Origin of the sequence: Streptomyces sp. NK15101, assembly GCF_020400725.1 — a bacterium.
Taxonomy (GTDB): Bacteria; Actinomycetota; Actinomycetes; order Streptomycetales; family Streptomycetaceae; genus Streptomyces.
Genome location: NZ_JAINVG010000044.1, coordinates 53,088 through 59,230, shown reverse-complemented (window position 1 = coordinate 59,230; position 6,143 = coordinate 53,088). Strand labels below are relative to the sequence as shown.

6 protein-coding genes and 1 pseudogene are annotated in these 6,143 nt (G+C 71.1%); all 7 read left to right on the top strand.

Annotated elements, in window-relative coordinates:
- The first annotated feature begins 22 nt into the window (after positions 1 to 22).
- Positions 23 to 933 (top strand): IS5 family transposase gene (locus tag K7G60_RS23150; protein WP_225802848.1). Its coding sequence is split into 2 segments (ribosomal slippage): positions 23 to 362 and positions 362 to 933, totalling 912 coding nucleotides; the frame shifts between segments, so codons are not numbered across the junction.
- A gap of 82 nt (positions 934 to 1,015) precedes the next feature.
- Entirely contained in the window at positions 1,016 to 1,183 is a 168-nt protein-coding gene (locus K7G60_RS23145) for a TetR family transcriptional regulator (protein ID WP_225802844.1), read from the top strand.
- Between the two features lie 164 nt (positions 1,184 to 1,347).
- Complete coding sequence (locus tag K7G60_RS23140) at positions 1,348 to 2,574, top strand: acetyl-CoA C-acetyltransferase (RefSeq protein WP_225802843.1); 1,227 nt, start codon at positions 1,348 to 1,350, stop codon at positions 2,572 to 2,574.
- A 77-nt stretch (positions 2,575 to 2,651) separates the two neighbouring features.
- Complete coding sequence (locus tag K7G60_RS23135; RefSeq protein ID WP_225802842.1) at positions 2,652 to 3,407, top strand: SDR family oxidoreductase; 756 nt, start codon at positions 2,652 to 2,654, stop codon at positions 3,405 to 3,407.
- Positions 3,404 to 4,090, top strand: coding sequence for an HAD family phosphatase (locus K7G60_RS23130; protein ID WP_225802841.1), 687 nt, complete (start codon positions 3,404 to 3,406; stop codon positions 4,088 to 4,090). Before K7G60_RS23135 ends, K7G60_RS23130 begins: the two co-directional genes overlap by 4 nt.
- A 26-nt stretch (positions 4,091 to 4,116) precedes the next feature.
- A pseudogene (locus K7G60_RS23125) lies at positions 4,117 to 4,350 on the top strand (hypothetical protein); the annotation flags it as partial.
- 262 nt (positions 4,351 to 4,612) lie between these two features.
- Entirely contained in the window at positions 4,613 to 6,142 is a 1,530-nt protein-coding gene (locus K7G60_RS23120) for a Re/Si-specific NAD(P)(+) transhydrogenase subunit alpha (RefSeq protein WP_225802840.1), read from the top strand.
- Position 6,143 lies beyond the last annotated feature (1 nt).

Sequence of the window (6,143 nt, the reverse complement as noted above, 5' to 3'; positions counted from 1 at the left end):
GTCCTGTCTGATAATTGATCTTGTGGTGGGTCGTGGTGAGCTGACGGATGCGGCGTGGGGACGGATAGCGCCGTTGTTGCCGGGTGTTGACGGTCGTGGGCGGCCGTGGCGGGATCACCGACAGGTGATCAACGGGGTGTTGTGGCGGTTGCGGACCGGTGCTCCGTGGCGTGACCTGCCGGAACGCTACGGGCCGTGGCAGACGGCCTATGAACGGTTCGCCCGCTGGGAAGCGGACGGCACCTGGGCCCGTCTGCTCGAACAGGCCCAGGTCCGTGACGACTCCGTCGGAGCCGTGGAGTGGACCGTGTCGGTCGACTCCACGATCAGCCGGGCCCACCAGCATGCCGCCGGCGCCCGCAAAAGGGGGCGGGGCCGGGGGACGAACTGGAAGATCCGGCACATTCGTCGGCTGGCCAGGCGCTCGGACGGTCCCGCGGCGGGCTGACCACGAAGATCCATCTCGCCTGCGACGGCCGGGGCCTGCCCCTGGCCGTCGTCGTCACGGCCGGCAACGTCAACGACTCCACCGTCTTCAAGACGGTCATGGCCGAGCTGAGGGTGCCCCGGACCGGCGCCGGACGTCCCCGCCGCAGGCCCGACGCGGTCATCGCGGACAAGGCGTACTCGTCCCGGGCGATCCGCCAGGTTCTGCGCGGGCGGGGCATCCGGACAGTGATCCCGGAGCGGGCGGACCAGAAGGCTAACCGCCTGCGGCGCGGGAAGGCCGGCGGCAGACCGCCGGCCTTCGACCGCAAGCTCTACAAAGCCCGCAACGTGGTCGAACGCTGCTTCAACCGACTCAAGCAGTTCCGCGCGATCGCCAGCCGCTTCGACAAACTCGCCGCCCGATACAAGGCCGGAGTCCACCTCGCCTCACTCATCCTCTGGCTCCGCGAACCCATCCAAGATCCTTTGTCAGACAAGACCTAGGGGATTCCGCCGTGACTGCGGCGGAGGGGCGCCGGAGGGGACGGCCGCCGGTGGCCGTCAACGGCCTTACGGATCCGAGCGGTTGCCGGACACGGCCCTCCGGCTCTTCGCCGAGAAGGGTCTCCACGGGACGTCGGTTCAGGACGTGGTGCGCGCCGCGATGGGGCGGCGCCCCGAGGGCGAGGCCTCGGCCGACGAGGTCGCCCTCGCCTTCGCCGAGCTGTTCATCGCGGGCATCGCGGCCCGGTGAGGAGAGCCGTCGGCACCGCGGCGCGACGTACGCCCGTCGGTGCCCTGTCCACATGACATAAGTCATTCCGCCCCACCCCGCTCGCCTGTTGACGCCCGTCCACCGCTCGCTGCACAGTGGGCCCACCTTGGGTAAGCAACCGCTTAGCATGTAAGGGAGGCTTCGTGCCCGAAGCAGTGATCGTCTCGGCCGCCCGGTCCCCGATCGGCCGTGCCGGCAAGGGGTCCCTGAGGGACATGCGCGCCGACGAGCTGACCGTCCAGATGGTCCGGGCGGCCCTGGCGAAGGTGCCCGAGCTCGACCCGCGCGAGATCACCGACCTGATGCTCGGCTGCGGTCTGCCCGGCGGTGAGCAGGGCTGGAACATGGGCCGCAACGTCGCGGTGCTGCTGGGGTACGACCACCTGCCCGGCACGACGATCACGCGCTACTGCTCGTCCTCGCTGCAGACCACCCGGATGGCGTTCCACGCGATCAAGGCCGGCGAGGGCCACGCGTACGTCTCCGCCGGCGTGGAGTCGGTCAGCAACTTCGCCAACGGCACCAGCGACCACATCCCGGGCCACGACATGCTCAACCCGGCCTTCGGCGACGCCGGCCGGCGCACCCACGACCGCGCGCAAGGCGGCGAGCCCGACTGGACCGACCCCCGCGAGACCGGCGCGCTGCCGGACGTCTACATCTCCATGGGCCAGACCGCCGAGAACGTGCAGCAGGTCCTCGGCATGTCGCGCGAGGAGCAGGACGCGTTCGCCGTCCGCAGCCAGAACCTCGCCGTCCAGCGCATCGAGGAGGGCTTCTGGGCCCGCGAGATCACCCCGGTCACGCTCCACGACGGCAGCGTCGTCACCGCCGACGACGGCCCGCGCCCCGGCACCACGCTCGAAGGCGTCAGCGGCCTCAAGCCGGTCTTCCGCCCCGACGGCACCGTGACCGCCGGCAACGCCTGCCCGCTCAACGACGGCGCCGCCGCCCTGGTGATCATGAGCGACGTCCGGGCCGGGGAGCTGGGCCTCACCCCGCTCGCGCGGATCGTCTCGACCGCCGTCACCGGCCTCTCCCCGGAGATCATGGGCCTCGGCCCGGTCGAGGCGATCCCGGCCGCGCTGAAGAGCGCCGGCCTCGGCCTCGACGACATCGACCTCTTCGAGATCAACGAGGCGTTCGCCGTGCAGTCGCTCGGCTCCGCCCAGCAGCTCGGCATCCCCCTGGAGAAGCTCAACGTCAACGGCGGCGCCATCGCCGTCGGCCACCCGTTCGGCATGACCGGCGCCCGCATCACCGCCACCCTCGTCAACTCGCTCCAGTGGCACGACAAGCAGTTCGGCGTCGAGTCCATGTGCGTCGGCGGCGGCATGGGCATGGCCATGGTCGTCGAGCGTCTGAGCTGAGCACGTCCGAGCCGAGCACGTCCGGACCGAGCACGTCCGGACCGAGCACGTCCGAGCCGAGAAGGAGTACGGAAGAGATGAAGCGTTTCGAGGGAAAGACCGCGATCGTCACCGGTGCCAGCCGAGGCATCGGCCTGGCCATCGCCGAGCGGCTCGTCGCCGAAGGCGCCCGGGTCGTCGTCACCGGCCGCACCAAGGACACGCTCGACCAGGCGGTCGCCGCCCTCGGCGGTCCCGCGCACGCCCTCGGCGTCGCCGGCAAGGCCGACGACCCCGCGCACCAGACCGACACCGTCCGCCAGGCGATCGAGGCGTACGGCAGCGTGGACCTGCTGGTGAACAACACCGGCATCAACCCGGTGTACGGCCCGATGATCGAGCTCGACCTGGCGGCCGCCCGCAAGATCGTGGAGACCAACTGCCTCGCCGCGCTCTCCTGGACCCAGACGGTCCACGGCGCGTGGATGAAGGAGCACGGCGGCGCGGTGGTCAACGTCTCCTCGGTCTCCGGCGTCCAGCCGGCGCCCATGATCGGCATGTACGGCGCCAGCAAGGCGATGCTGATCTCGATGACCGAACTCCTGGCCGTCGAGCTGGGCCCGGACATCCGGGTCAACGCGATCGCGCCGGCCGTCGTCAAGACGAAGTTCGCCACCGCCCTGTACGAGGGCCGCGAGGAGCAACTCGCTTCCCGCTACCCGCTCAAGCGGCTGGGAGAGCCCGAGGACATCGGCGGCGTCGTCGCCTTCCTGCTCTCCGAGGACGCCGCCTGGCTCACCGGCCAGACCGTCGTCGTCGACGGCGGAGTCACGCGCGTCGGAGCAGCCGAATGACCGGCGCCGCCGTACCCCCGGCCGCACCGGTCGAGGCCGTCGTCCTCGACTACGGCGGTGTGCTCACCCTTCCCGTGAAGGAGTCGATCGCGGCCTGGATCGAGGCCGACGGCATCGACCCGCAGTCGTTCTCCCGGACCCTCAGGGCCTGGATGTCCCGCGACGCGCCCGTCGGCACACCGATCCACCGCCTGGAGACCGGTGAGCTGAGCGTCGCGGAGTTCGACGTCCTCCTCGCCGCGGAGCTCACCACGGTCGACGGCCGTCCGGTCGATCCGGTGGGCGTGCTCTCCCGGCTCTTCGCCGGGATGCGCCCCGACCCGGCGATGTTCGCGCTCGTCGAGGAACTGCGCGCGCTCGGCGTCCGGGTCGCCCTCCTCTCCAACAGCTGGGGCAACACCTACCCCCGCGAGCGGATCGACGCCCTGCTCGACCCCGTCGTCATCTCCGGAGAGGTCGGCCTGCGCAAGCCGGCGGCCCCGATCTACGAGCTGACCCTCGCGCGCCTCGGCGTCGCCCCCGCGAGCGCGCTCTTCGTCGACGACGCCGAGCCCAACGTGCTCGGCGCACGAGCCGTCGGGATGCGGGCCCACCTGCACGTCGACGCCCCCTCCGCCCGCGCGGCCCTCGCCGCGCTCGTCCCGGGGCTGAGCCCCGCGCCGAACGGGGCCCCCGGAGGATGACCACCCCGAGAACGATCGACGGCCTGACCGAAAAGGTCAGGTTCCCCGCGCCCGTTCCGGTCGGCTCCCGGGTGCGGGCCGGTGTCGAGCTCCTCGAAGTGACCCCCGGCGGCGGGCGCCACCAGGTCGTCACCCGCATCACGATCGAGCGCGAAGGCGGCGACAAGCCGGTGTGCGTGGCCGACACCGTCACCGTGGTGGTGCCGTGGCGCCCGAGGGGGGCGGAGCCTAGGAGCGCGACGAGTCGCGCGTCAATATGAGCTATCCCCTTCGAACCGCCGGTGTCGTGGGGAGACCGGGGACCCCTAACGTGAGCCCATCCTCGACCAGGAGCCCCGGTGAGTCCGCCGTGCCCGCGGGACGGTCACTCACGATGGGTAGGTGAAGTGGTGTGGCATTGATCACCGCCGGCACGCTTCCGGTCGAGGCGGGAGCGAGCCGATTCTGATGGGGTCGAGACTCGAACCAGAGTCGAAGTAGAGAACAGTCGTCGACGGCAACTGCAGCGAACGGAGAACACTCGTGATTGTCGGAGTACTCAAGGAGGCGCGGGCAGGTGAGAACCGTGTCTCGGCCACACCCGCCACGATCGAGCCGATCCGCAAACTGGGTTACGACGTCGTCGTCGACTCCGGCGCGGGTGTCGCGGCGGGCTTCACGGACAGCGCCTACGAGGCCGCCGGTGCGACCATCGGCGACGCGACGGCCGCGGACGTGGTCCTCGGGGTCAACGCCCCGAGCCCCGCTCAGCTGGACGGGGTACGGCCGGAGGCGACGGTGATCGCCCTGTTCGCCCCGGCGTTCGACCCCGAGATGGTCGAGGACCTGGGCCGCCGGCCGTTCACGGCACTGTCCATGGACGCCGTGCCGCGCATCAGCCGGGCGCAGTCGATGGACGTGCTGTCGTCGATGGCGAACATCGCCGGCTACCGGGCCGTGGTCGAGGCGGCGCACACGTTCGGGCGGTTCTTCACCGGCCAGGTGACGGCGGCGGGCAAGGTGCCGCCGGCGAAGGTGCTCGTCGCGGGCGCCGGCGTCGCGGGACTGGCCGCCATCGGTGCGGCGGGCTCGCTCGGCGCGATCGTACGGGCGACCGACCCCCGGCCCGAAGTCGCCGACCAGGTCCGGTCGCTGGGCGGCGAGTACCTGTCGATCGAGTCCGCCGAGGTCGAGGTCTCGAAGACGGGCTACGCCAAGGAGATGGGCGACGACTACAAGGCGCGCGAGGCCGAGCTCTACGCCGCGCAGTGCCGTGAGGTCGACATCGTCATCACCACCGCGCTGATCCCCGGCCGTCCCGCGCCGACGCTGATCACGGCGGAGATGGTGGCGAGCATGAAGCCGGGCTCCGTGATCGTCGACATGGCGGCCGCCAACGGCGGCAACGTCGTGGGCACCGTGAAGGGCGAGAAGGTCGTCACGGACAACGGCGTGACGATCATCGGCTACACCGACCTGGCGGGCCGGCTGCCGGCCCAGGCCTCGCAGCTGTACGGCACGAACCTGGTGAACCTGCTGAAGCTGATGACCCCCGGCAAGGACGGGCGGCTGGTCCTCGACTGGGACGACCCGGTACAGCGCTCGATCACCGTCGTCCGCGAGGGCGAGTCGGCGTGGCCGCCCCCGCCGGTCCAGGTCTCGGCGGCCCCGGCCGCCGCGCCCGCGGCGGCTGAGACGGCGCCGCCGAAGCCGAAGAAGGAGCCGATGACGCCGGCCCGGCGGTTCGGCGCGGTGGCCGTCGGCGCGCTGGCGCTGTTCCTCACCGCCGGGTTCGCGCCGGCGGCCCTGCTGCCCCACGTGACCGTCTTCGTGCTCGCGATCGTGATCGGCTACTACGTGATCGGACACGTGCACCACGCCCTGCACACGCCGCTGATGTCGGTGACCAACGCGATCTCCGGGATCATCGTCGTCGGCGCGCTGCTGCAGATCGGACAGACGAGCACGGTGGTCACGGTGCTGTCGTGCGTGGCGATCCTCCTGGCCAGTATCAACGTCTTCGGCGGCTTCGCGGTGACGCGTCGCATGCTCGCCATGTTCAACCGGAGCTGAC